The following is a 21,681-nucleotide window of genomic DNA, read 5'->3' on the forward strand; positions in this document are numbered from 1 at the left end:
GGAAACTTCCGTTCTAATCATGCGCGGAATGCGGCGGGATACCGCCTAGAGGAGGCGAAGGGAATGACCGAGAGAGTAGATCGGCACGGGTTGCAGGTGGCCCGCGTTCTGGCTGACTTCATCGAAGGCCGCGCGTTGCCGGGAACGGGGGTGGCGTCGGATGATTTCTGGGCCGGGATGGCGCGGATGGTGCGCGAGCTGGGGCCGAAGAACAAGGCGCTGTTGGCGCGGCGCGAGGAGTTGCAGAGCCGGATCGATGCCTGGCATGTCGAGCGGCGCGGCCAGCCGCATGATGCCGACGCCTACGAGACGTTCCTGCGCGAGATCGGGTATCTGTTGCCCGAGGGGCCGGATTTCCGGATCGAAACGGAAAACGTGGACCCCGAGATCGCGCGGGTGCCGGGGCCGCAGTTGGTCGTTCCGATCACCAATGCGCGGTTTGCGCTGAACGCGGCGAATGCGCGCTGGGGGTCGCTGTATGATGCGCTGTATGGCACGGATGCGCTGGGGGATCTGCCATCGGGCGGCGGCTATGATCCCGCGCGCGGGGCGCGGGTGGTCGCCTGGGCCAAGGCGCATCTGGACGAGGCGGTGCCGCTCGGCGATGGGTCCTGGGCCGATGTGACCGGTTTCGATCGCGATGCGGGCGGGCTGGTGCTGGCCACGGCGCAAGGGCCGGTGCGGCTGGCCGATCCCGCGCAGTTCGTGGGACTGAAGCCGGATCTGTCGGAGATCCTGCTGCGGCGCAACGGGTTGCATATCCGAGTTGTGGTGAACCGAGACCATCCGATCGGCAAGAACGACCCGGCCGGGATTGCCGATGTCGTTCTGGAGGCGGCCATGTCCACCATCATGGACTGCGAGGATTCGGTGGCCTGCGTGGATGCCGACGACAAGGTGCTGGCCTATGGCAACTGGCTGGGGCTGATGCAGGGCGACTTGGTGGAGCGTGTTACCAAGGATGGCCGCACCTTCGACCGGGTGCTGGCGGAGGATCCGGAGTTCCAGACGCCCGACGGGCAGCCGTTGCGGCTGAAGGGGCGGTCGCTGATGCTGGTGCGCAACGTCGGACATCTGATGACCAATCCGGCGATCCTCGATGCCGACGGCAACGAGGTGTTCGAGGGATTGATGGATGCGCTGTGCACCACGGCGATCGCGATGCACGATTTGAAGAAGGAGGGCGGCAATTCGGTCTGCGGTTCGGTTTACGTGGTCAAGCCGAAGATGCATGGGCCCGACGAGGTGGCCTTTGCCGTCGAGACATTCGACATGGTCGAGGAGATCCTGGGGCTGCCGCGCAACACGGTGAAGCTGGGGATCATGGACGAGGAGCGGCGCACCAGCGTCAACCTCAAGGAATGCATCCGGGCGGCGAAGGCGCGGGTGTGTTTCATCAATACCGGGTTCCTCGACCGGACCGGGGACGAGATCCACACCAGCATGGAAGCCGGTCCCATGGTGCCCAAGGGCGAGATGAAGACGCAGCCCTGGATTCTGGCCTATGAGGACCGCAACGTGGATATCGGGCTGGCCTGCGGGCTGCAGGGGCGCGCGCAGATCGGCAAGGGCATGTGGGCGATGCCGGACATGATGGCGGCGATGCTGGAGCAGAAGATCGCGCATCCGCAGGCCGGGGCGAACTGCGCCTGGGTGCCGTCGCCCACGGCGGCGACGTTGCACGCCACCCATTATCACAAGGTGGACGTGCTGGCCCGGCAGGAGGAGATTCGCGCCGGCGGGCCGCGCGGGACGCTGCGGGATCTGCTGACCATTCCGGTAATGGAGGGGCGCAACCCGAGCGAGGAAGAGATCGCGCGCGAGGTCGAGAACAATGCGCAGGGAATTCTGGGCTATGTGGTGCGCTGGATCGACCAGGGGATCGGGTGCTCCAAGGTGCCCGACATCAACGATGTGGGCCTGATGGAGGATCGCGCCACATGCCGGATTTCCAGCCAGGCGCTGGCCAACTGGCTGCATCATGGGGTCGTTTCTCATGATCTGGTCATGGAGGCCATGCGCAAGATGGCCCAGGTGGTGGATCGGCAGAACGCTGGCGATCCGAACTATCGGCCAATGGCGCCGAGCTTCGACGGGATCGCCTTTCAGGCGGCATGTGACCTGGTGTTTAAGGGGCGGGAGCAGCCGTCGGGCTACACCGAGCCGGTCCTGCACGCCCGGCGCCTGGAACTGAAGCGGCAAGTGTGAGGACAGGGAGGGAAGCGAGGGGGTTTTCCACCCCCTCGCGCTCCCCCGGAGGGTATTGGGGACCAGAAAGAAGCAAGGAACTTCGGGTCTCCGACGGCCAGGGGAGCACATTGGCACGCGGCTGGTACCGGTCCGAGGTGCGGGGCTTGGGCGCCCGACCGTCGAAGTCCTGACTTTGTGCGCCGCTGCACGAATCTGTGCGCAAGGCGGACTGTTGCGGGGGCGTGGTGACGCCGGTATCGTGCGCGGGAAGCAACCCAGGCAGATCGTTCCACCATGACTCGTCCCGTCGTCGGTATCATTGGCAATTCCTATCTGCTCAACGACCAGTATCCGACACACGCCGGCGGAACGATGAACTCGGACGCCGTCGCGAACGTGGCTGGGTGTCTGCCGCTGCTGATCCCGTCAGATCCGCGCTTTGTTACCGTCGCCGAACTGATGGATGTCTGTGACGGGTTCCTGCTGACGGGGGGGCGGCCGAACGTGCATCCCTCGCATTACGGTGAAGAGCCGACGCCCGCGCACGGCGAGTTCGACCAATGCCGGGATGCGGTCACGCTGCCTTTGGTAAGGGCCTGCGTCGAAAGGGGGCAGCCCTTTCTTGGGATCTGCCGCGGTTTTCAAGAGGTCAATGTGGCAATGGGCGGCTCGCTTTACCCCGAGATCCGCGACCTTCCGGGGCGCATGAACCACAGGATGCCGCCCGACGGGACGCTGGAGGAGAAGTTCGCGCTGCGACATCGCGTGACCTTCACCGAAGGCGGCGTGTTTCACCGTGTCATTGGGGCGCGCGAGGTGATGACGAATTCGCTGCACGGCCAGGGAATAAAACGCGCAGGCGCGCGGATCGTGATCGACGGAGTTGCGCCCGACGGCACGCCCGAGGCAATTTACGTCAAGGATGCGCCAGGCTTCACGCTCGCAGTGCAGTGGCACCCGGAGTGGGAGGCAGGTAACGATCCCGTCTCACGGCCCTTGTTCGAAGCCTTTGGCACGGCAGTCCGTGCCTGGGCTGCCGGGGGGCGCGGCGTTTCCATGCAAAAGACCGCGTAGCGGTGGAACATTCGAGCTGAGCGCTTTCGCCAGAGCCTTCAGATACTGGCTGCATCGGTCTGAGCACGCTCGCGGACAACTCGCCTCCTCATCTTGCTGAAAATACTCCGGGGAGCGCGAGGGGCAGAGCCCCTCGCTTCGGTCGGATTGGCGCAGCCAATCCGAAACCCTATCGCCCGCGAATCCGCGGGTCCAGCGCGTCACGCAGTCCGTCGCCCAGGTAATTGACACTCAGCACCGTCAGAGAGATTGCCATGCCCGGCCAGAAAACGCGCTCGGGATATTGCTGCAGATAGTCGGTTGCGTCGAACAGCAGCCGTCCCCAGGTGGGGAAGTCCGGCGGGAAGCCGAGCCCGAGAAAGCTGAGCGCGCTTTCCGTGATGATCGCCGTGGCGATGCCGAGCGTGGCCGACACCATGATCGGAGACAGCACGTTGGGCAGGATGTGGCGCAGGATCATCTTGGTGTTGGTGGTGCCCATGGATCGCGCGGCCAGCACGAATTCACGCTCCTTCAGCGCTAGGACGTCGCCACGAACGATCCGCGCGGTGGGCATCCAGCTGGTGATGCCGATGGCGCAGACGATCAGAATGAAGATCCCCTGTTCCGGCCCGAAAGTGGCATTCAACGGCTCGCGGAACAGCATCATCATCACCAGCAGGAGCGGCAGAAGCGGCAGCGCGAGGAACAGGTCGGTCAGACGCATCAGCGGACCGTCCAGCCGCTTGAAGAATCCGGCCATGACGCCGATCAACGACCCCAGCCCCAGCGCCAGCAGCATCGCCGCGATGCCCACGGACACGCTGGTCCGCCCGCCGGCCATCATCCGTGCCAGCATGTCGCGGCCCAGCTGATCGGTGCCGAAGGGATGGGCTAGGCTGGGCCCCTGGTTGCGGGCACGGATGTCGATATGGGTGGGGTCGATGGTCCAGACATAGGGTCCGAGAAACACCGTGACCACGATCAGCAGGAACAGGATGCCGCCCCACAGCGCGCCCTTGTGCGTCTTGAACTGGTCCCAGACATTGGCCCACTGGCTGCGCGGCGGCTTGGTGAATTCGTCCAGCTCTCCGGCCGCCGGAAGCACGGTGGAAGCCGGAGCAAGGCCCTCGTCGGGGACAAAGCGTTCCTTGTCAGTCATAGCGGATCCTCGGATCGAGAAGGCCGTAGAGGACATCGGCAATCAGGTTGAACAGCACGATCAGCACCGCAAAAATGAAGGTCAGCGTCTGCACCATCGGCAGGTCGTTGGCCTGGATCGCACCGATCAGCAACTGGCCGATCCCGTTCACCTTGAACACCTGTTCGGTGATGATGGCCCCGCCAAAGATCGACGGCACCCCCAGCGCGATCACCGTCACGACCGGGATCATCGAGTTGCGCAGGACATGCACCATCACCACGGTGTATTCGCCCAGCCCCTTGGCGCGGGCGGTGCGCACGTAATCCTGGTTGAGGTTGTCCAGCATCGAGGCGCGCATGAACCGGCTGATCTGGGCCGTGATCTGCAGCGCCAGCACCATGACCGGCATGATCATCTGCCGCAGCTGATAGACGAAGCTGTCCCAGTCATCGACCACATGGGTGGTGTCATAGATCGACGGGAACCAGCCAAGGTGGACCGAAAAGATCACGATCACCAGCACCCCGGAAAAGAACGGCGGCACCGAAAACCCGACCATCGAAACGAAGGTGCCGGCCTGGTCGAACCAGGAATATTGCCGATAGGCCGAATAGATCCCGATCGGCAGCGCGATCAGGATGCCGACCACATAGGCGGTGCCAACCACCCACAGCGTCTGGGGGATGCGTTGGATCACGATGTCCATGACCGGGCTGCGGGTCTGCCAGGAGATCACGCGCAGATCGCCCTGCGAAAAGCTCGTGCCGAGGTAGTGATCGATCAGCACCTGCGGTTCGATCCAGAAAAACTGGACCAGCCATTTCCAGTACTGGATGTGCAGCGGCTGGCCCAGCCCCAGGGCTTCGCGCATCTTCTCCTTAACCTCGGGCGGTACGGTCAGCGGCACCTGCGCCATCGGGTCACCGGGGGCGAGCTGCAGCAGCAGGAAGATCACCAGCGAAATGAAGATCAGCGTCGGAACCGCAAGCACCAGCCGGCGGATGGTGAAGGTCAGCATTCAGCGCGCCCCGTGAGACTCGGTGTCGGATCGGTCATGGACGAAAAACGTGGAAAACGGGCAAGAGCGGCCCCCGCCGGAAAGCAGGGACCGCCGGTCGTCTAGCAGCTTACTTGATGCGATACCAGTCCGCGACGTTCCACAACTCGCTGTCCCAGACGTTCAGCACCACGCCGCCCAGCGTGTTGGAGTGGGCCGACACTCGGCCGCGGTGCACCAGCGGCACGATGGTATAGCTGTCCTTGGTCAGCATGTTGTTCATCTTGATCGCGATCTCGGCGCGCTTGTTGATGTCGCCGGTCCGGGCCAGCTCGTCGATCAGCTTGTCGTATTCCGGGTCGCAGTAGCGGTTGATGTTCTCGCCCTGCCACTGGCTTTCCGGCTTCGGCTCGTTGCCGCAGCGATAGGCGGCCAGATACTGCTGCGGGTCGGTGCCGTTGAAGGTGTTGGCATACATCTGCACGTCGGCATAGAACTTCTGGAACGTGTCCGGGCTGCCCGGGTCGCCGCCGAAGAATACGCTGGCGTTGATGTTGCGCAGTTCGGTGTCCACCCCGATCTGGCGCCACCATTCCTTGATCAGCGCCTGGAAGTCCTGACGCACCGCGTTGGTGGAGGTCTGATAGAGGATCTTCAGCGGCTTGCCGTCCGGGGTTTCGCGGATGCCGTCGCCGTTGGTGTCCTTGTAGCCGGCCTCGTCCAGCAGCTTGTTCGCGCCGTCGATGTCCTGCTTGAGGCAGTAGTCGTTCTTGGCGGCATAGATTTCGGGCGCCGGCACCAGATCACAGGTCACCTTGCCCGCCTTTCCATAGCCGATCTCGACCAGCAGTTCGCGGTCGATCGCCATGCTCAGCGCCTGCCGCACGCGCTTGTCCGACAGGAACGGATGCGGATGCTTGCGCGTCGAACGCTCGCCCTCGGGCAGCGACGGCGAGGGATCGGTCAGGTTCATCTCGAGCCGCTCGACTAGCGGGCCGAAGCCGGCGATCGCCTTGCCCTTGCCGCCCTTTTCCATGTTGGCGATCACGTCGGGCGCAAGCTGCAGGTTCCAGGCATAGTCGAACTCGCCCGTTTCCAGCACCGCGCGGCCCGCCGCCGTGGCGTCACCGCCGCCCTTGAAGGTGACCTTGGCAAAGGCCGGCTTGTCCGGGTCGCGATAGTTGGGGTTGGCCTCCATGGTGATCACGTCGTTGGGCTTGAACTCGACCACCTTGAACGGCCCGGTGCCGATCGGGTTGAAGTTGGCTTCGGTGCATTCGGGGGCCTTGGCGCCCATGCAGTTTTCGAACTGCTTCTTCTGGATGATCGGCGACTGGCCGCCGACGAAGGGGCCATAGGGGTTGGGCTTGGGCTGGTCGAAGGTGACCTTGACGGTCAGCTCGTCCAGGGTCTCCACCTTTTCCACCCCGTCAAAGAACGACAGCTGCGCGCAGCCGCCTTCGGGGTGCATGCAGTAGTCCGCGGTGAACTTCACGTCCTCGGAGGTGACCGGCGTGCCGTCGGACCATTTCAGGCCGGGCTTCAGCTTCCAGGTGATGGTGGTCAGATCCTCGGAGACGCCGCCGTTTTCCAGCGTCGGAATTTCCTGGGCGAGGAAGGGCACCATGTTGCCTTTTTCGTCATAGCGCGCCAGCGGCTCGATGATCATCGAGGCCGATTCCACGTCCTTGGTGCCGCCCGACAGATAGGGGTTCAGGATCGACGGAGCCTGCCAGTAGAGGATCTTCACCTCGCCATCTGTTCCGCGACCGGCAAATGCCGCGGGGGCCAGAGCCAACGAGGCCGCAGCCCCGAGCAAAAGCGCCTTCATCTTCATCATGTTCTCCCGTTTTGGACACTCTCGTGTTCGTTGCGGCCCACGGGCCTTGTGCCGGTGGGTCCGGTGCCGCGAAGTCCGGGAACGCTTTTGCAACAACTTGTTAACGATGGTTTCAACAATGCGGCGCAGCGCCCCCCGGTCCGCGGATACGCAGCTATCGAAACAGAAGTTTTCAAAATTGCAAGCCCGTGTAATGGGAATTTCAGTCTGGGGTTTGACTTCGGGGTGCGGCTGGTCTTAGCGTCCGGGGCGCGACAACAGGGGGGGCTGACGTGCTCGATCAACCGCTGGATCAACCGCTTGCCAAGGTCGAAAGGCTCAGGGTCGAATTCGAAACCCGCGACGGCACCGTCGTTGGGGTGGAGGACGTGTCCTTCGACATCAAGCCCGGCGAAACCGTCTGCATCGTGGGCGAATCGGGATCCGGCAAATCGGTGTCGTCGCTGTCGCTGATGCGGCTGGTGGAATTCGGCGGCGGCCATATCGCGGGCGGGCGTCTGCTGTTCGACCGGCGCGAGGGCGGCGTGGTTGATCTGGCGCAGGCCGACACCAACCTGATGCGCCACATCCGCGGCAACGAAATCGGCATGATCTTTCAGGAGCCGATGACCGCTCTGAACCCGGTTTTCACCGTGGGCCGGCAGCTCACCGAAGGGTTGCGCCTGCATATGGGGATGACCCGCGCCGAGGCCGAGGCGCGCGCGGTGGAGCTGCTGCGGCAGGTGCGAATCCCCGAACCCGAGCGGCGGCTGAAACAGTATCCGCACGAACTGTCGGGGGGCATGCGCCAGCGGGTGGTGATCGCCATGGCCATGGCCTGCGAACCGCGCCTGCTGATCGCGGACGAACCGACCACGGCGCTGGACGTGACGATCCAGGCCGAGATCCTGGCGCTGATGAACCGGCTCAAGCGGGAAACCGGCACGGCGGTGATGTTCATCACCCACGACATGGCCGTGGTTGCGCAGATGGCCGACCGGGTGGTGGTCATGTATCGCGGCCGCAAGGTCGAGGAAGGGCCGGTTGAGGAAATCTTTGCAAACCCCCGGCATGACTACACAAAGGCGCTTTTGGCGGCGGTGCCGAAACTGGGCGAGATGCGCGGCAGGCCGGACCCGGAACCGATGCGGCTTCTGGGGGTCGAGGATCAGGATCTGCGCCCCATCCGGGGCACGGACGAGCCGCTCTTGCAGGTGCGCGGGCTGGTCACGCGGTTCCCGGTCAAGGGGGGCTTTTTCCGCCGCACCATCGCCAATGTCCACGCGGTAGAGGACGTGTCATTCACGCTCAACAAGGGCCAGACGCTCAGCCTGGTGGGCGAATCGGGCTGCGGCAAGTCCTCGGCGGGGCGCTCCATCCTGCGGCTGGTGGAGCCGCTGGCCGGCGAGATCGACCTGGACGGCCTGGACATCATGAAGCTCGACGCCGACGGCCTGCGCGAGGCGCGGCGCAACATGCAGATGATCTTTCAGGATCCCTTCGCCTCGCTCAATCCGCAGATGCAGCTGGTCGATCAGGTGGCCGAACCGCTGCGCAACTACGGCATCGCCTCGGGCAGCGAGATCACCGACCGCGTGGCGCATCTGTTCGACCGGGTGGAACTGCCGCGCAGTTTCCTGCGCCGCTATCCGCACGAGCTGTCCGGCGGACAGCGCCAACGGGTGGCGATCGCGCGGGCGCTTGCGCTGAATCCCAAGCTGATCGTTGCCGACGAATCGGTGTCGGCGCTGGACGTGAGCGTGCAGGCGCAGGTTCTGAACCTGATGATGGAGCTGCAGGCGGAACTGGGGCTGTCCTTCCTGTTCATCAGCCACGACATGGCGGTGGTGGAGCGGGTCAGCCATCATGTGGGGGTCATGTATCTGGGCCGGATCGTCGAGATGGGGCCGCGGCAGGCGGTGTTCGAAAACCCCCGTCACCCCTATACCCAGGCGCTGATGAAGGCGGTGCCGATCGCCGATCCGCATAGGCGCAAGTCGGAAAAGGATTTGAACTTCAAACCGATACCGTCGCCCATTCATCCTTTGGATTACGAACCCGCGCCGTCGGAATACGAAGAGGTCGAGCCCGGCCATTTCGTGCTGACGACCGACAGCGGGTATTGAGGTGGGCATGGCCGCAAAGCTGTCGCCGCTGGAGATTCTCGAACGCCTGATTTCGTTCCCGACGGTCAGCCGCGAGTCGAACCTGCCGCTGGTGGACTGGGTCGAGGAGTATCTGAAGGGCCACGGCATCACCGCCCACCGGCACTACAGCGAAGACAACGAAAAGGCGGCGCTTTTCGCCCATGTCGGCCCGTGGCAGGAGGGCGCCGTGGTTCTGTCGGGCCATACCGACGTGGTGCCCGTGGACGGCCAGCCCTGGGCAAGCGATCCGTTCCGGCTGGTGGAACGCGACGGGCGGCTCTACGGGCGCGGCACCTGCGACATGAAGGGGTTTGACGCACTGGCGATCTGGGCGCTGGTCGAGGCGCATGCGCGCGGCGTGGCCCGGCCGCTGCAACTGGCGCTGAGCTATGACGAAGAGGTCGGCTGCACCGGCGCGCCGGGCATGATCGAGGCGATGCAGACGGTTCTGCCCAAGGGCAGCGCGGTGATCGTGGGCGAGCCGTCGATGATGCAGGCCGTCACCGGCCACAAGGGCAGCATCGGCATCGCCACCCGTGTCACGGGGGTCGAGGTGCATTCGTCGTTGCTGCATCAGGGCGTCAGCGCCGTGATGGAGGCGGCGCGGCTGATCGACTGGGCCAATGCGGTGAATGCCGAAAACGCCGCCCGGCCGCCCTCGGACCTTGCCGCGCTGTTCGACCCGCCCTGGACCACGGCGCATGTGGGCACCGTCCACGGCGGCACGGCGGAAAACATCACCGCCCGCGACTGTCGCTTTGTCATGACCTTCCGCGTGGTGCCCGGCGAGGACCCCGAGGACTGGTCGCTGCGCTATCTGCAAAAGGTGCGCGCGGTCGAGGAGGGCATGAAGGCGGTGCGCCCCGAGGCGGGAATCGCGCTGGAACAGATCTTTGACGTGCCGCCGTTGGTGCCCGAGGGGCAGGGCGGTCGTGGCGGCGAGGCCGAGGCGCTGGCGCGCGCCATCACCGGCGACAACGGCGTGCATGTGGTCAGCTACGGCACTGAGGCCGGCCAGTTCCAGCACGCCGGCTATTCCGCCGTGATCTGCGGCCCCGGCGACATCGCGCAGGCGCACCAGCCCGACGAATACCTGACCGTGGCGCAGTTCCGGGCCGGTCAGGCCTTCATGGAACGGCTGCTGGAGCGGCTGCGGGCCGGCTGAGCGCCGCCCGAGAGAATTGTGAAAAGGAGTGTGAGAGCCGATGCCAGTCAAGAACCGCTTTGCAGAACTGCATGACGAGATCACCGCTTGGCGGCGGGACATCCACGAACATCCCGAGATCCTGTTCGAAACCCATCGCACCAGTGCGCTGGTGGCCGAAAAGCTGCGAGAATTCGGCTGCGACGAGGTGGTGACCGGCATCGGCCGCACCGGAGTCGTTGGCGTGATCAAGGGCAAGTCCACCGATTCGGGGCGGGTGATCGGGCTGCGCGCCGATATGGACGCGCTGCCGATCCATGAACAGACCGGAGTCGGTTATGCCTCCAAAACACCCGGCGCGATGCATGCCTGCGGCCATGACGGGCACACGGCGATGCTGCTGGGGGCGGCGAAATACCTGGCCGAGACGCGCAATTTCAACGGCACGGCGGTCGTCATCTTCCAGCCCGCTGAGGAAGGCGGGGGCGGCGGCAAGGAGATGTGCGACGACGGCCTGATGGAGCGCTGGGGCATCCAGGAGGTCTATGGCATGCACAACTGGCCGGGCAAGCCGGTGGGCAGTTTCGCAATCCGCCCCGGCGCCTTCTTCGCCGCCACCGACCAGTTCGACATCGAGTTCGAGGGCAAGGGCGGTCACGCGGCCAAGCCGCAGGAGACGGTGGATACCACGGTGATGGCCGCGCAGGCGGTGCTGGCGCTGCAGACCATCGCCAGCCGCAATGCCGACCCGGTGGACCAGGTGGTGGTGTCGGTGACGTCCTTTGAAACCTCCTCGACCGCCTTCAACGTGATTCCGCAAAAGGTGCACCTGCGCGGCACGGTGCGCACCATGAGTCATGCAATGCGGGATCTGGCCGAGAACCGGCTCAAGGAGATCTGCAACGGCGTCGCGGCGACCTTCGGGGGTTCGGTGAGCATCGACTATCACCGCGGCTATCCGGTGATGGTAAACAGCCCCGAACAGACCGAATTCGCGGCGCATGTCGCGCGCAAGGTATCCGGTCAGTGCGACGAGGCCCCGCTGGTCATGGGGGGCGAGGACTTTGCCTTCATGCTCGAGGAACGGCCCGGCGCCTATATCCTGGTCGGCAATGGCGACACCGCGATGGTCCACCACCCCGAATACAACTTCAACGACGAGGCGATTCCCGCCGGATGTTCCTGGTGGGCGGAGATCGTCGAATCGCGGATGCCGGCGGACTGACCGACAGCCCGTTTCCCATCGAATGGCGGCCCGGTAGATCGGGCCGCCATTTGTCGTGCCTCGGTCGGAGAAGGCCGCCAACATCTCGGGCACGGGCCGGGCTCATCCACAACTTATTGGCGTTATCCCCAAAATAATGCTTGCCAGATCGCCTTGGGCGCAGCACCATATCTGGTAGGAACACTGCGAAACACGCAGGTTTCTTGAGCAGGCAACCAGTTCTTGGGGCGTGATCCGGGCGAACGCCAAGATCCCGCTCAGGCTGGCAGAGAACCGAGAGGTGACGTCATGGCCCTTTCCGAGCAGATCTTCGAAGAGGAAATCCATCCCATCGACATTGTCGAGCATCTGGCCGAGCATCACGAATGGGACTTCGACCGGATCGGGGACGACCAGATCGCGATGGCGGTCGAGGGCCAGTGGCGGACCTATTCGATCACGCTGGCCTGGTCGGGCTACGACGAAACGCTGCGGCTGATCTGCAGTTTCGAGATGCAGCCGCCCGAAGAACGGCTGCCCGAACTGTATCACCTGCTGAACGAGATCAATGACAAGTGCTGGGCCGGCTCTTTCACCTACTGGGCCGAACAGCAGATGATGATCTATCGTTATGGTCTGGTGCTGGCGGGCGGGCAGGTGGCTTCGCCCGAACAGATCGACACGATGATCAGCGCCGCGGTGCTGAGCGCCGAACGCTACTATCCGGCGGTGCAGGTGCTGCTGTGGGGCGACAAGAGCCCGGCACAGGCGCTGGACGTCGCCATTGCAGAGGCCTACGGCCGAGCGTAAGTCTGGGCCCCGAACCGAACGATCAGGGGAGGGGCATTTCATGAGCATGTCGCGCGTCGCCGACCAGGGGCTGGTGCTTCTGGGCTGTGGCAAGATGGGGTCGGCCCTGCTGGCCGGCTGGCTCGAGGGCGGGCTGTCGCCGGCCTCGGTCTGGGTGATCGATCCCAACCCGTCCGATTGGCTGAAGCGTCAGGGGGTGCATCTGAACGCGCCGCTGCCGGAACGACCGGCAATCGCGCTGGTCGCGGTCAAGCCGCAGATGATGGGCGAGGCGCTGCCGGCGCTCAAGGCACTGGGCGGCGGCGGGACGGTGTTCCTGTCGATCGCCGCCGGCACGCCGATTGCGGCGTTCGAACAGGCAATGGGCGCGGGCACCCCCGTCATTCGCGCCATGCCGAACACCCCGGCGGCCATCCGGCGGGGCATCACCGCGCTGATCGGCAACGCCCATGCGACCGAATCCGACATGGAAATGGCCGAATCGCTGCTGGCCGCCGTGGGGCGGACGGTGCGGCTGGAGAGCGAATCGCAGATGGACGCGGTGACCGGGGTCAGCGGCTCGGGCCCGGCCTATGTATTCCACCTGATCGAAACGCTGGCTGCGGCGGGCGAAGCGCAGGGCCTGCCGGCGGATCTGGCGATGACTCTGGCCAAGGCGACCGTGGCCGGGGCAGGGGCGCTGGCCGAGGCGTCCGACGAATCGCCCGCGCAGCTGCGGGTGAATGTCACCAGCCCCGGCGGCACCACGCAGGCCGCGCTGGAGGTTCTGATGGATCCCGAAACCGGCTTTCCGGCCCTGATGCGGCGCGCGGTGGCGGCGGCCACCGAACGGTCGAAGGAGCTGTCCCGTGGATGAGATATCCTTTGACGATTTCCTCAAGGTGGATATCCGCGTGGGCCGCGTGACCCGCGCGGAACCCTATCCCGAGGCGCGCAAGCCCGCGATCAAGCTGTGGGTCGATTTCGGCCCCGAAATCGGAGAGAAAAAGTCCTCGGCCCAGCTGACCGCGCATTATGCGCCCGAGGATCTGGTCGGGCGTCAGGTGATGGCGGTGGTCAATTTCCCGCCGCGCCAGATCGGCAAGTTCATGTCCGAAGTGCTGGTTCTGGGCGTGCCGGATGCGGCGGGCGAGGTCGTTCTGATTGCGCCGGACAAGGACGTGCCCAGCGGTGGGCGGCTGTTCTAGCGCCTCAGCGATCGCCCACTGCCTCGCGCCAGTGGCGGCGGCAAAGGCTGACATAGGTTTCGTTGCCGCCGATCTGCACCTGATCTCCATCGGTCAGGACGCGCCCGGTTTCGTCCTTGCGCACCACCATCGTCGCCTTGCGCCCGCAATGGCAGATGGTGCGCACCTCGCGCATCTCGTCGGCCAGCGCCAGAAGCGTGGCCGAACCGGGGAAAAGCTGGCCCCGGAAATCCACCCGCAGACCATAGCACAGCACCGGCACGCCCAGATCATCGACCGCGCGCGCCAGTTGCCAGACCTGTTCGGGGGTCAGAAACTGCGCCTCGTCCACAAAGACGCAGGCGACCGGACCCCGTTCCAGCCGCGCCCGGATTCGCGCGAACAGATCGTCGCCGGCCTGGAAGGTGTCGGCCTGCGCGCCGATGCCGATGCGCGACGCGATCCGTCCCGGCCCCGCGCGGTCGTCGATCCGCGCGGTCAGCAGATAGGTTTCCATCCCGTTTTCGCGGTAGTTGTGCGCCGCCTGCAAGAGCACCGTGGACTTGCCGGCATTCATGGTCGAGTAGTTGAAGTAGAGCTTGGCCATGACGGCCGTTTACGCGCTGTCCGGCGCAGCGGCAAGCGCCCGCAGGCGCGGGAAATCCGGTCTGCTCGAGCGGGTCCATGACATGGGGACACTTGTCCCTGGGGATGGACATGCAGCCGACCCGCTCGGCAGTCCGAGCCGCGGGAAAACACTTGGTGACAACACCCCCGCGGCCCACTCTTTAACTGACGGAAATTGCCGCCCACCACTCACGGTCCCCCCGTTTCACCGAGGGGATGACAAGAGCATCGCAGTTCGCTTACAAGTCGTTAATGGGAAAAGTCGGCGCATCTTCCCCCGGCTGGCGGGAAGGCGGCCGGAGCGCGACCGGGGGGACACGCATGGCCGATATCGGCGCCTATCTGAAGAAACATACCGAGGCCCTGGTCAAGGATGTCGGGATCGAGGCGGCCTGCCGGATCACGGGCAAGTCCAAGGCTACGTTGGGGCGGTATTATTCCGAGCATGAGGAACACGCCGACCGGTTCATGCCGGTGGACGCGGTGGCGCAGCTCGAGGCGGCGGCGTCCTATCCGCATGTGACCGGGGCGCTGGCCGAACTGCAGGGTATCTCGATTTCCTTCGATGATAACCATCGCCGCCCGAACGCGGCGCGCGACGGCGGGGTGAATGCGGATGTGGTCGCGCTGAGCCAGCGGTTCGCAATGCTGATGGCGGAATACCAGCAGGCGATCGAGGACGGGGTCATCACCGCCGCCGAGGCCAAGCGGCTGCTGCAGGAAACCCAGGCGCTGCAGCAGGTCCTGGTCGAGATGAAGCTGCATCTCGAGGAGCAGAAGGTTTCGGTGGTGAAATGACGCCCCGGATCAGGTGCCCGGATCAGGCGGCGCTGCGGCGCTCGACGATCACGGATCCGACCGAATAGCCCGCGCCGAACGAACAGATCACGCCGATGTCGCCATCGCTCAGGTCGTCGGAATTCTGCGAGAACGCGATGATCGACCCCGCGGACGAGGTGTTGGCGTATTCCTGCAGAATGTTGGGCTGTTCCTCGGGGGTGGGCGTGCGGCCCAGCACCTTCTTGCCGATGAAGTCGTTCATCGACTTGTTGGCCTGATGCAGCCACATCCGTTTCAGGTCCGATGGCGCGATCCCTTCGGCGGCCATGTGCTCGGCGATGTGCTGGCTGACCATCGGCACGACTTCCTTGAACACCTTGCGGCCGTTTTGCATGAACTGCATGTCGCGCCGGTCCTTCATCCCGTCGGGCCGGCAGCGGCGAAGAAAGCCGTTGTTGTTTCGGATGTTGTTGGAAAACTGCGTGGCGCAGCGGGTGGACCGGATCACGAAATGCGGGCCCCTTGCGTCTTCGACCCGTTCGATCAGCGTGGCGGTCGCCACATCGCCAAAGATGAAGTGGCAATCGCGGTCGCGCCACTCCAGGTGGCCCGAGCAGATCTCGGGGTTGACCACCAGCGCCGAGCGGACCGTGCCGGCCCGGATCATGTCGGCGGCGGCCTGAATGCCGAAGGTGGCCGACGAACAGGCCACGTTCATGTCGAAGGCAAAGCCCTTGATCCCCAACAGATTCTGGATTTCCACGGCCATGGCCGGATAGGCCCGTTCCATGTTCGACGCGGCGCAGATCACGGCATCCACGTCCGCAGGCGTCTTGCCGGACTGCGAGAAGGCCTTGTGCGCGGCGTCCAGCGCCATTTCCGCCATCAGCGAGGGTTCATCGTCGCTGCGCTGGCGCAGCAGCGGGTGCATCACCTGCGGATCCAGGATGCCCGTCTTGTCGATCACATGCCGCCGCTCGATGCCCGAGGCTTTGACGATGAACTCCTCGGACGAGTGTTCCTTGGCCTCGACCGTTCCGGCGGCGATCTCTTCGGCATGTTCGGCGTTGAAACGGTCGGCATAGGCGTTGTAGGCCGCGACCAGTTCGGCGTTGGTGATGACCTGTTCGGGCGTGAAGACACCGGTTCCGGTGATGGCTGGCGTATGCATGTCGGACTCCGTCGGAAGGTTCCGCGATGTGGCCGCAAAGGCGGGGCAAGGTCAAGGGGGGCAGACGGATGATGGGGGCGAATTGTCGGCGCTGACGGATATTTGACGTGGCAACCTGCCGGAGTTGGGATAGCATGTCGCCGCTGGCTTGAGGGGATTGTTCCGATGCGTTTTTTCCATGTCTTTGCCGCGGTGTTGACCTTTGCCGTGGCCGCGCAGCCAGCCTATGCCTTTACCAGCCGCAACGGGGCGCGCGTGAATCAGGTCGACGCCGCCGTTTTCGAGGTGGTTCCGCGCGGCGCGTCGAACGGCCCCGACATCTGGTGCGCTGCCTCGGAATATGCGCGGATGCAGTTGGGGGCGTCCTGGAGTGCCGAGATTTTCGTAGTGCGCGGTCGAGGGCCCAGCGTCACCACGAACCGCCGAACGGCGGTCCAGTTCACGCTGGATCCCGCCGCGGCCGGGGTGACGCCTTCCGGCGGGTCGATCAGTCTCAATTCCCTGAAGGCAGGAGAGCACATGTCCGTCCAGTTGGCCAATACCCAGTGCAATGTCCCTTTCGGGCGATTCTAGGCGTGAAGGTTCGGGAATGAACAGGATGCGGACATCATTGGCGTTCCGGGCCATCGTGGCGGCCGGACTGATCGCGTTGCCGGGGATGGCGTCCGCCCAATGGCGTGCTGTCAATCGCAGCGAGGTGTTCCCGATTTCGAAGGGCGTGTTCGAGGTGGTGAACCGCAGCAGTTCCCGGACCCAGGACTACTGGTGCGCTGCGGGCGACTACGCGATCACCCAGCTGCGAACGGCCGCGACCCAGCGGATTTATGTGTCGGTTCCGATCGGCGCCAGCCAGTTCCGGTCCGGCAAGCGGGGCGTGCGGTTCTCGCTGACGCCGCCGCCGGAGGGACCGGCGCCGGACAGTTATTCGCTGTCGGTGAAGAAGGTGGGAGAGAACCTGACCGCCGCCTCGGCACGGAACTACTGCTACGACGATCTTTTCCTGGATTTCTGACGGGATTCGGCGCTTAGCCGGGGTTTGCGGTCGTGACTGACCGGACCGTCTTGGCCAGCAGCAGCGCCCAGGGGGCCGCGTGCAGGATGAGGTCGAAGATGTCGATCGGGCGCGTCAGCGTGCCCGCCGCCAGCATCTTCAGCTTTTCCCAGATATGCGGCTCGGGCAGGAACGGCGCCAAGCCCAGCGTCAGCGCGGCAATGATCGCCAGCGGCCATGAAACCTGATCCAGCAGCGCGCCCATATGCAAACCCTCTGCGAAAGAAGAAGTGGCGCGGTTGACGGGGCTCGAACCCGCGACCCCCGGCGTGACAGGCCGGTACTCTAACCAACTGAGCTACAACCGCGCATTTTCGGTGCCCTTCCCGGGCCGGGGTTCTGGCAGCGGTGGCGCGGTTGACGGGGCTCGAACCCGCGACCCCCGGCGTGACAGGCCGGTACTCTAACCAACTGAGCTACAACCGCTCGCTGCCGATCCGGGTCATCCCGGATGCCCGGGTGTATTATGGTGCCGGCCATTTCCCGTCAAGCGGGGTTTGGCGAAAAAAATGCCTTGTGCAAAAAAATCACGCCTCGCATCCGTCCGGCTTCAGCCCCCCCTGCGAGCGGAACAGCCGGGTGGAGGAAAACATCGCCTCCAGCTCCTCGATCCGCTCGCGGGCCTCTTCCCAGCGCATGTTCTGCACCTCGGCGATCAGAGCTTCGGCGATCAGCATCAGCGCTATGGTCGAATCCCAGCTCGACGGCGCCTCGACCAGCCCGTGAAAGGTGAAATCGGCAACCCGTCCGATCGGCGAGCCCCATTGATCGGTGAACAGCACCACCGTGGCACCGCGTTCGCTGGCCAGTTTGGCCAGCCGCTCCAGATCGGCCTCGTAGCGGCGGATGTCGAAGATCACCAGAACGGTGCGGTCATCCATGTCCAGCAGATATTGCGGCCAGACATTGGTGGAGTTGCCCAGCTGCGTGACATGGGGGCGGATGATCTGGAGATGGTTGAACAGGTAGTCCGCGTTCGACCGGGTGATCCGGCCGCCCACGACGTAAACCGTCCGGCGCGTGTCGGCCAGCACCCGTGCCACCGTGTCGAAAAGGGCGGGATCGATCCGGTCCAGCGTGTGGCGCATGTTTTCGCTGACGGCTTCGGCAAAGCGGGACAGAAGGTGGCGCGCGCCGTCATCGGAGCCCCAGTCGTCGCGCTTGGAAATCGGCTTCTTGATCTGTGCGGCGAGTTCGGCGCGCAGCGCGTCCTGAAGCGCCGGGAAGCCCTCGAATCCCAGCTTGCGGGCCATGCGGATGACGGTCGGGGTGGATACGCCCGCCGCCGTGGCCAGCCTGGTGATCGATTGCAGTCCCGCCATCGGGTAATCCTGCAGCAGAACCGAGGCCAGCTGGCGTTCCGACCGGGTCAGGTCGTCCATGCTGTCCTGAATCATCTGCTTGACCAGTCGCGTCGTGGGGGCCACGGGTGCCTCGTATTTTAGCGTTTGTTACAGGTTATTGGTCTGTGAAAATATGTCTACAGAAAAATTCTTGACAGGTGAATGAATGCTGTAGCCAATGTTTCACATGGCTGCCGACACCGATTCACTTTTGCTGACCGAAGACGAACGCCCCGCGGCGCGCGTCTTCAATCCCGGCGGGCGGGCCGGGGTCGTTCTGGTCTGCGAACATGCCAGCCGGTTCATCCCGGCCGCCCTGGGCGGGCTGGGGTTGAACGAGGCCGGCCGGCGGTCTCACGCGGCCTGGGACATCGGTGCGCTGGACACGGCCCGGGCCATGGCCGAGGCGATGGACGCGCCGCTGGTCCATTCCTGCGTCAGCCGCCTGGTCTATGACTGTAACCGCCCGCCCGAGGCGCCGGACGCGATGCCCGCGCGCAGCGAACGAATCGTGGTGCCGGGCAACGAGGGGCTGACCGAGGCGCAGCGGGCGCAGCGGGTGCGCGAGGTGTTCGTGCCCTTCTCGGCGCTGGTGGAACAAACGCTGGATGCGCGCGCGGACCCGCCGGTTCTGGTGACGGTGCACAGTTTCACGCCGGTCTACATGGGCCGGCCGCGCGCGGCGCAGATCGGCATCCTGCACGACACGGATTCGCGGCTGGCCGATGCCATGCTGGAGAGCGCCGGCCGGCACACGGAGCTGCGGGTCGCCCGCAATGACCCCTACGGCCCCGAGGACGGCGTGACCTACACGCTGCGCCGCCACGGGCTGCCGCGCGGGCTGCTGAACGTGATGATCGAGGTGCGGAACGATCTTCTTCGCACCCCCGACGACTGCGCCGGGATGGCGCGGTTGCTGGCGGGATGGTTGGAGGAAGCCATTGCCGCCGCGAAAGAGGGAGGAGAACGGAAAGGATGAAACCGGAGTTCCCATGCCCCGCGTGATCGTCGGATATGTGCGCACGGTGGATGCGATCAACTACCGGCTGGGCCGGATCATCATGTATGGCCTGTTCGTGATGGTCGCGGTGCTGCTGTGGTCGTCGATCAGCAAGACTCTGTTCGTGCCGTCGCGCTGGACGCTGGAGGTCGCGCAGTTCGCGCTGGTGGCCTATTACCTGCTGGGCGGGCCCTATTCGATCCAGCTGGGGGCGAATGTGCGGATGGACCTGTTCTATGGCAGCTGGACCCCGCGGCAGAAGGCGTGGATGGACGTCTTCACCATCTGGTTCCTGATCTTCTACCTGGCGGTGATGATCCACGGGGCGATCGAATCCACCGCCTATTCGCTGGGCTATTTCGGGGATCAGCCCTATCACTTCTTCCGCGACTTCTTTGCCGCGCTGCTGACCGGCGGGCCGGACGCGGCGGCCGAAAAGCTGGGCTATATCGAACGGTCCCCCACCGCGTGGCGGCCCTATCTCTGGCCGGTCAAGGTCATTGCCACGATCGGCATCTTCCTGATGCTGCTGCAGGCGGTTTCCGAGTTCTTCAAGGATCTGGCCCTGATCCGGGGGGTCGATCTCTACAAGGACTCCCCCGCCCACAAGCACCACGAAGAAGACATCTGTGACGACCTCCGTGAAGAGGAGGGCGCCTGATGTCCCATGAGATGATCGCCCTCTTCATGTTCTCGGTCATGATGGTGATGCTGTTGACCGGGCAGCGCGTGTTCGGCGCGATCGGCTTTGTGGCGGCCATTTCGGCGCTGTGGCTGTGGGGGACGGGCGGGTCGGACATTCCCTTTGCGGCGGTGATGAAGCTGATGAAGTGGTATCCGCTTCTGACCCTGCCGATGTTCATCTTCATGGGCTACGTGCTGTCGGAATCGAAGATCGCCGACGACCTTTACAGAATGTTTCACGTCTGGATGGGGCCCGTGCCCGGCGGGCTGGCGATCGGCACGATCGGGCTGATGGTGCTGATCTCGGCCATGAACGGGCTTTCGGTCGCGGGCATGGCGATCGGGGCGACGATCGCGCTGCCCGAACTGCTGAAGCGCGACTACGACAAGAAGATGATCACCGGGGTGATCCAGGCGGGATCCAGCCTTGGCATCCTCGTGCCGCCTTCGGTGGTGTTGGTACTCTATGCGATGATTGCCCGCCAGCCGGTGGGGCAGCTGTGGCTGGCCGGCGTCATTCCGGGGCTGATGATGGCGGCGCTGTTCATCATCTACATCTATATCCGTTGCCGGATCACGCCGTCGCTGGGACCGACGCTGAGCGCTGAGGAACGGGCCGAGATCACCATGACCGAAAAGCTGCGTCTGCTGCGGGCGGGGCTTCTGCCGCTGGCGATCTTTTTTGCCATGATGTTCCCCTTCGTGAAGGGCTGGACGTCGCTCACCGAAAGCTCGGCCATCGGTGCCATGACCGCCTTTGTCGCCGCCGTCATCAAGCGGCGCATGACCTGGAAGGTGTTCGAGAAATCGGTGCGCTCGACGCTGGCGGTCAGCTGCATGTTCATGTTCATCATCGTCGCCGCGATGGGGTTCGGCGCGGTGTTTGACGGGCTGGGCGCGGTGCAGGCGATCGACAGGCTGTTCACCGAACGGCTGGGGCTTTCCCCCTGGATGATCCTGGTGCTGATGCAGCTGAGCTTTCTGGTGATGGGCACCTTTCTGGACGACACGGCGATGCTGGTGATCGTGGCGCCGCTCTATATTCCGCTGGTGCGCGAACTGGGCTTCGACCTGGTGTGGTATGGCGTGCTCTATACGATCACCACGCAGATCGCCTACATGACGCCGCCCTTCGGCTACAACCTGTTCCTCATGCGCGCCATGGCCCCGCCCGAGATCACCATGCGCGACATCTACGGATCCATCATCCCCTTTGTCGGCGTGATGATCTTTGCCTTGGCCATCAACATGATCTTCCCCGAGATCGCGCTGTGGCTGCCGGAACTGGTCTACGAGGGGCGATGACGATGAGACGGGATCACGATGACAACAAGAACTCCGCCAAAGGAGC

General features: G+C 64.5%; 21 protein-coding genes and 2 tRNA genes. 14 read left to right on the forward strand and 9 right to left on the reverse strand.

All coding sequences use genetic code 11. The features are described from left to right. The first annotated feature begins 63 nt into the window (after nt 1–63). Together C4S70_RS01820 and C4S70_RS01825 are read left to right on the forward strand one after the other, a co-directional pair. Nucleotides 64–2,208, forward strand: coding sequence for a malate synthase G (locus tag C4S70_RS01820; RefSeq protein WP_104006389.1), 2,145 nt, complete (start codon nt 64–66; stop codon nt 2,206–2,208). Nucleotides 2,209–2,484: 276 nt separating this feature from the next. Beyond that, a complete protein-coding gene (locus C4S70_RS01825; RefSeq protein ID WP_104006390.1) occupies nt 2,485–3,264 on the forward strand; it encodes a gamma-glutamyl-gamma-aminobutyrate hydrolase family protein in 780 nt (259 codons plus the stop codon). A 169-nt stretch (nt 3,265–3,433) separates the two neighbouring features. On the opposite strand, the gene C4S70_RS01830 is transcribed toward C4S70_RS01825, so the two are convergent. The 3 genes from C4S70_RS01830 to C4S70_RS01840 form a co-directional block, all read right to left on the reverse strand. Next, complete coding sequence (locus C4S70_RS01830) at nt 3,434–4,405, reverse strand: ABC transporter permease (RefSeq protein ID WP_104006391.1); 972 nt, start codon at nt 4,403–4,405, stop codon at nt 3,434–3,436. Beyond that, the gene (locus tag C4S70_RS01835) at nt 4,398–5,405 is read right to left on the reverse strand and encodes an ABC transporter permease (protein WP_104006392.1); all 1,008 of its coding nucleotides are present in this window, start codon (nt 5,403–5,405) and stop codon (nt 4,398–4,400) included. The genes C4S70_RS01830 and C4S70_RS01835 overlap by 8 nt, the downstream gene beginning before the upstream one ends. A gap of 109 nt (nt 5,406–5,514) precedes the next feature. Then, the gene (locus C4S70_RS01840; RefSeq protein ID WP_104006656.1) at nt 5,515–7,221 is read right to left on the reverse strand and encodes a peptide ABC transporter substrate-binding protein; all 1,707 of its coding nucleotides are present in this window, start codon (nt 7,219–7,221) and stop codon (nt 5,515–5,517) included. 275 nt (nt 7,222–7,496) lie between these two features. On the opposite strand from C4S70_RS01840, the gene C4S70_RS01845 reads away from it, so the two are divergent. The 6 genes from C4S70_RS01845 (at nt 7,497) to C4S70_RS01870 (ending at nt 13,695) form a co-directional block, all read left to right on the forward strand. After that, entirely contained in the window at nt 7,497–9,329 is a 1,833-nt protein-coding gene (locus C4S70_RS01845) for an ABC transporter ATP-binding protein (RefSeq protein WP_235003637.1), read from the forward strand. Nucleotides 9,330–9,336: 7 nt separating this feature from the next. Beyond that, a complete protein-coding gene (gene argE / locus C4S70_RS01850; RefSeq protein WP_104006393.1) occupies nt 9,337–10,515 on the forward strand; it encodes an acetylornithine deacetylase in 1,179 nt (392 codons plus the stop codon). A 40-nt stretch (nt 10,516–10,555) separates the two neighbouring features. Continuing rightward, nucleotides 10,556–11,719: a M20 aminoacylase family protein gene (locus C4S70_RS01855; RefSeq protein WP_104006394.1), complete on the forward strand. Its 1,164-nt coding sequence runs from the start codon at nt 10,556–10,558 to the stop codon at nt 11,717–11,719. A 288-nt stretch (nt 11,720–12,007) separates the two neighbouring features. After that, a complete protein-coding gene (locus C4S70_RS01860; RefSeq protein WP_104006395.1) occupies nt 12,008–12,508 on the forward strand; it encodes a type III secretion system chaperone family protein in 501 nt (166 codons plus the stop codon). A 40-nt stretch (nt 12,509–12,548) separates the two neighbouring features. Beyond that, nucleotides 12,549–13,364, forward strand: coding sequence for a pyrroline-5-carboxylate reductase (gene proC, locus C4S70_RS01865; protein ID WP_104006396.1), 816 nt, complete (start codon nt 12,549–12,551; stop codon nt 13,362–13,364). Beyond that, nucleotides 13,357–13,695 (forward strand): tRNA-binding protein, encoded by a 339-nt coding sequence (locus C4S70_RS01870; RefSeq protein ID WP_104006397.1) that lies wholly within the window; start codon nt 13,357–13,359, stop codon nt 13,693–13,695. The genes proC and C4S70_RS01870 overlap by 8 nt, the downstream gene beginning before the upstream one ends. Before the next feature lie 4 nt (nt 13,696–13,699). On the opposite strand, the gene C4S70_RS01875 is transcribed toward C4S70_RS01870, so the two are convergent. Continuing rightward, entirely contained in the window at nt 13,700–14,281 is a 582-nt protein-coding gene (locus C4S70_RS01875) for a thymidine kinase (protein ID WP_104006398.1), read from the reverse strand. A 341-nt stretch (nt 14,282–14,622) separates the two neighbouring features. Here C4S70_RS01875 and C4S70_RS01880 point away from each other — a divergent pair, with 341 nt between their 5' ends. After that, nucleotides 14,623–15,099 (forward strand): phage regulatory CII family protein, encoded by a 477-nt coding sequence (locus C4S70_RS01880; protein WP_104006399.1) that lies wholly within the window; start codon nt 14,623–14,625, stop codon nt 15,097–15,099. A 22-nt stretch (nt 15,100–15,121) separates the two neighbouring features. Here the strand turns inward: C4S70_RS01880 and C4S70_RS01885 are convergent, their stop codons facing one another. Beyond that, nucleotides 15,122–16,252: a beta-ketoacyl-ACP synthase III gene (locus C4S70_RS01885; protein ID WP_104006400.1), complete on the reverse strand. Its 1,131-nt coding sequence runs from the start codon at nt 16,250–16,252 to the stop codon at nt 15,122–15,124. A gap of 165 nt (nt 16,253–16,417) precedes the next feature. On the opposite strand from C4S70_RS01885, the gene C4S70_RS01890 reads away from it, so the two are divergent. Next, complete coding sequence (locus tag C4S70_RS01890; protein WP_104006401.1) at nt 16,418–16,825, forward strand: hypothetical protein; 408 nt, start codon at nt 16,418–16,420, stop codon at nt 16,823–16,825. 25 nt (nt 16,826–16,850) lie between these two features. Continuing rightward, nucleotides 16,851–17,264, forward strand: coding sequence for a hypothetical protein (locus C4S70_RS01895; protein WP_235003638.1), 414 nt, complete (start codon nt 16,851–16,853; stop codon nt 17,262–17,264). Between the two features lie 13 nt (nt 17,265–17,277). Here C4S70_RS01895 and C4S70_RS01900 read toward each other — a convergent pair whose 3' ends face one another. The 4 genes from C4S70_RS01900 to C4S70_RS01915 all read right to left on the reverse strand — a co-directional run bounded on the left by C4S70_RS01900 (nt 17,278) and on the right by C4S70_RS01915 (nt 18,700). Then, nucleotides 17,278–17,508: an RND transporter gene (locus C4S70_RS01900; RefSeq protein WP_104006403.1), complete on the reverse strand. Its 231-nt coding sequence runs from the start codon at nt 17,506–17,508 to the stop codon at nt 17,278–17,280. 26 nt (nt 17,509–17,534) lie between these two features. Beyond that, a tRNA-Asp gene (locus C4S70_RS01905) sits at nt 17,535–17,611 on the reverse strand. Between the two features lie 41 nt (nt 17,612–17,652). Next, nucleotides 17,653–17,729: transfer RNA gene (locus tag C4S70_RS01910), tRNA-Asp, on the reverse strand. A gap of 101 nt (nt 17,730–17,830) precedes the next feature. Beyond that, complete coding sequence (locus C4S70_RS01915) at nt 17,831–18,700, reverse strand: MurR/RpiR family transcriptional regulator (RefSeq protein ID WP_104006404.1); 870 nt, start codon at nt 18,698–18,700, stop codon at nt 17,831–17,833. Nucleotides 18,701–18,833: 133 nt separating this feature from the next. Here C4S70_RS01915 and C4S70_RS01920 point away from each other — a divergent pair, with 133 nt between their 5' ends. From C4S70_RS01920 to C4S70_RS01930, 3 genes are read left to right on the forward strand one after another with little or no spacing between them, the layout of a single operon-like run. After that, a complete protein-coding gene (locus tag C4S70_RS01920) occupies nt 18,834–19,625 on the forward strand; it encodes an N-formylglutamate amidohydrolase (protein WP_104006658.1) in 792 nt (263 codons plus the stop codon). A gap of 13 nt (nt 19,626–19,638) precedes the next feature. Continuing rightward, complete coding sequence (locus tag C4S70_RS01925) at nt 19,639–20,307, forward strand: TRAP transporter small permease subunit (protein WP_104006405.1); 669 nt, start codon at nt 19,639–19,641, stop codon at nt 20,305–20,307. After that, a complete protein-coding gene (locus C4S70_RS01930) occupies nt 20,307–21,635 on the forward strand; it encodes a TRAP transporter large permease (protein ID WP_104006406.1) in 1,329 nt (442 codons plus the stop codon). The genes C4S70_RS01925 and C4S70_RS01930 overlap by 1 nt, the downstream gene beginning before the upstream one ends. Nucleotides 21,636–21,681 lie beyond the last annotated feature (46 nt).

This window comes from Jhaorihella thermophila, assembly GCF_900108275.1.
Taxonomy (GTDB): Bacteria; Pseudomonadota; Alphaproteobacteria; order Rhodobacterales; family Rhodobacteraceae; genus Jhaorihella; species Jhaorihella thermophila.